4 protein-coding genes are annotated in these 3,899 nt (G+C 44.3%); all 4 read right to left on the bottom strand.

Translation table 11 applies throughout. The features are described 5' to 3' along the window. Nucleotides 1-1,109, bottom strand: a 1,109-nt coding sequence (locus tag AC1DWN_RS29770) for a hypothetical protein (protein WP_477562482.1), incomplete at its 3' end; no start/stop codon positions are given. A gap of 139 nt (nucleotides 1,110-1,248) precedes the next feature. Further along, a complete protein-coding gene (locus AC1DWN_RS29765) occupies nucleotides 1,249-2,913 on the bottom strand; it encodes a putative polysaccharide biosynthesis protein (RefSeq protein ID WP_477562481.1) in 1,665 nt (554 codons plus the stop codon). A 2-nt stretch (nucleotides 2,914-2,915) separates the two neighbouring features. Next, nucleotides 2,916-3,641: a ThuA domain-containing protein gene (locus AC1DWN_RS29760; protein ID WP_477562480.1), complete on the bottom strand. Its 726-nt coding sequence runs from the start codon at nucleotides 3,639-3,641 to the stop codon at nucleotides 2,916-2,918. A 21-nt stretch (nucleotides 3,642-3,662) separates the two neighbouring features. After that, nucleotides 3,663-3,899: DUF456 family protein (locus AC1DWN_RS29755; protein WP_477562479.1), on the bottom strand; the 237-nt coding region annotated here is incomplete at its 5' end.

Below are 3,899 nucleotides of genomic sequence, written 5' to 3'. Positions count from 1 at the left end.
GCTTTGACTGCTCCATTTACATTCCAAAGCTCGCTGGTCATTTTAAAGGAAATACCTTCAAAAGGGAAAAGATCAAGTGCATCTTGATCGCCTACTTTGTAATTCAGCTCATATGCCTGCTTACGAATGTCGAGCTTGCTATCTACAAAGACATCGGCCTTGATGGACAGATCCTTATTGAACAGTTGATCTAAAGTATCTTTATCTTCTTTCTCCATAGCTTTGAGTTGATCCTGCAGCTCTACAAGGAAGCCAGAAATGTCCTCGATCGATTCCGATACAGCTTCTTCCTTTGTGAGTGCATCTTCTCCATCCTGTTCGAATGGATTTTCTGTACCTGAGGCAGACCAAAATTCTGGATTATTTTTAAAGATATCTATTGCTCCAGCAACCATAGCTTCAAGACCAGCACGATCTGCCACAAGTGCATCAACGTATTTTTTCACCCAAGTCCAAAGCTCTGGGCCATTCATATCTACATTAACTTGCATGAGTGAAGTTGAAACATCGTTAATCGGCTCAGTAACTGCAGATACCTTAATCCGTTCTGGGTTTGGCATGCCATTAATCGCATAAGCACCCATCGAATCTAGTAATTGCTTACCAAGTATGGTTAATGATTCACGATTCACAATAGGAGCTTCTTCCTCCAGATCAGCATCAAGCTCCAAATCACCTAGCAAAGCGCTCATGCTCTCGCCTGTCAAATCGAGCACATAAGGCTCCTTCGCCCCTTCAAGCTCAATAACAGCAAGCTTATCGGATGCTTTGACTGCGAATTTGATAGATGTTGCATCTCCGAGCGTCAGTTTACCATTGAGTGAAACATGTGAACTATCCTGAACCTTAACATTGTCCAATTCTACCTTCACACTGGTTATCATTTTTAAAAGTGCAGCTTCCTCTTCAGTCATATCGTCAAATGCTGCTTCAGCCAATTGCAGCTTCAGCTCTATCGTTTGCTTACCCTCGCTCGATGTTACTTTAATCGCATTTTTCAATACGGTGTTCAGATCGAGGTTAGCAACAGCTTGACATCCTGCAACGAATACTAGCGTGAATGTAAGCAGCAAAGCGAGCAACTTACTTGACCTACCAAATTTTCTCATAAACATCATTTCTCCCCTTATAATAAATGAAGTAAGCCGTCATTACTGACAAACTCTATTCATTGTACAGGAGACAGTGCATTGATGTAAATGACTGGAAATCACTTGTTTTGTCGAAATGGTAAAAAATCCATTAACATTAAAGAGACTTCTTATAAATTGGTTTAAACAGCAATGTCAACAACTTACGAAGCGGACCTGGAAATGAACGGACATCCTCTGGTGTCACCACTCGAAGCGCAGCAAGCAACACTACATACAAACCGCCTACTACAAGAGCAGTTGCTGCACCAGCAGCCATATATGAAAGTTTGTCCGGCCATGTACCTGTCAGAGCAAGAATCCCATTCTCTGCGCCCCAGCCTGCCAAAGCTGCCGCAGCAATAGCAATAAGGTAAACTCCCCAGCGGCGTCCAAGCACATTTAGCTTCACTTCTTTGTTGATCTTCCTTACATTTAAGACCGTTATCACGATAAAACAAACCGACGAGCCAATGATAAGACCATATACACCTAGCAGAGGAGCGAGAGCGATGCTTAGCACCACCTTGAGTCCGAGGCCAATGAAAGTATGTACCATCGGCAGCTTCGGCTTACCAAGCCCATAAAGAATCGAATTTGTTGTCATCATCGTAATTTGGAAAATCGTGCCCGCCGTAAGCAAAGCTACCGTTCCACTTCCGCTAGGACTACTAAATAAAAAGCCAGTGACGGAATAAGCTGCAACAGTTAGCAGCAACGCGATCGGCACACCTGTGAAGCAAACAATTCGCATCACGAGCGACGATTGCCGCTGTACCTCGTTCATATTTTTCATAGAGTAGGCTGACGAGATTACTGGAATGATAGAAGCTCCCAGCGCAATCGCCAAAATAGGCGGAATACCTGCTAATGACATCGCTTTGATCGTATAATCAGCGAGCACATGAGTGGCCATATCTCCGCTATAAAACGACTCGGTTAGGCGCATAAACAAGGTTGAATCAAACGTATATAGAAACTGAACGGTCATCGCCGTTACGACAGCCGGTATTGACATACTGAATATTTCCTTGTAGATGGATCTGAAAGGTATGACCGAACCAGGTTTCACGTCTCTATGGTTTCCAGCCTGATCAACTCGCTTGCTTTCAGCTAAATCTTGCCTTTTGAGCTTGCGTGCATACCACAGCATGACTGAAAAAGCGCCAATACTTCCAAACACACCGCCGAATGTAACCGCAGCAGCACCCCAATCATCGCCCCAACCTAAAGAGAGCACGATAAGAGCAAGTCCAATACCGACAAATACCCGTAATATTTGTTCAACGATTTGTGATACCCCGCCCGCAGCCATCAGTTGTCTGCCTTGGAAATAACCGCGCATCATTGCGATAATCGGAAACAGCAGCAAAGCTGGAGCAATTGCACGAACTGCTAAGCTGGCACTAGGCTTCTTTACAATATCCGCATACATCGGTGCAAGGGTAAACATAAGTACCGCAAGGATTACCCCTGTTACCGCTCCGAATACTAGAGCTGCTTTATAAATCCTTTTTGCTTCTTCCGGTCTACCTAATGCATAACGTTGTGATACCATCTTGCTAATCGCGCTCGGAATGCCTCCTGTAGCAACAATAAGTAGCAACAGATAGACCTGATTCGCTACGCTGAATGCAACTTGACCATCCTTGCCAAGCATATAGTCGAGAGGAATGCGCTGAAACAGCCCGAGAAAACGTGCTGTCAGCGCTGCTGCCGCGAGTATGAGTGTCCCTTTGATTAATGAATCTTTTACTAATTTCTGAGAAGCTATGATGCCCACTCCTATCCTTTATTCGCAATTGGCTCAAGCGGCTGATGATTGCCACGAACCGGAGTCGCCGTGTTAGATGGAGCGGCCCAGCGTATACTGTTTTGAATGACTTGTAATATTTGTGGATTATAGTAAGTTGGATAGGTTTCATGCCCAGGGCGGAAATAAAAGATTTTACCTTGACCGCGGTTAAAGGTACAGCCGCTGCGGAACACCTCTCCACCCTCGAACCAGCTTACAAAAATGAGATCGTCAGGCGCTGGGATATCAAAATGCTCGCCGTACATTTCTTCGTTCTCAAGCGTAATGTATTCTGGCAGGTTAGCCGCAATTGGATGTGCAGGATTCACAACCCAAATCCGCTCTTTCTCACCCGCTTCGCGCCATTTCAGATCACATCCGGTACCCATTAGCTTTTTGAAAATTTTAGAGAAGTGACCGGAATGCAGTACAATTAAACCCATACCATCTAATACCCGTTCCTGCACCCGTTCTACAATGGCATCCTCAACCTTGTCATGCCCCATATGTCCCCACCAAATGAGAACATCCGTATTAGCAAGACGTTCTTCAGTCAACCCATGCTCCGGCTCTTCCAAAGTAGCAGTTGCTATTTCAAAGTCGTCACTAGCTAAACCCTTAGCTAGCACTTGATGAATACCATCGGGATACACTTTAGCTACCTCATCATGAAGTTTCTCATGCAAAAACTCATTCCACACCGTAACTTTAATCATCTCATAACTCCCTTTTAACGATTAGAATACGAGCCATAAAATAAACAGAACAATCATCGCCAATTGTAAAATGACCTTTACGACAACACTTGTGAAAAGACCGACAACTGATCCTAGACCAACCTTGAGCGAGCGTTCTATATTTGTACCAACAATCATTTCACCGATTACCGCACCTGCAAATGGTCCAATAATGAGACCGAAAGCAGGAATAACGAATGGTCCAGCTATTAAACCAATCGTACTGCCAATTATAGA

Source organism: Paenibacillus sp. P4_A7, from assembly GCF_056402455.1.
Note: the sequence above shows the minus strand (reverse complement) of the source record. Positions and strands in the feature narration are given on the sequence as shown.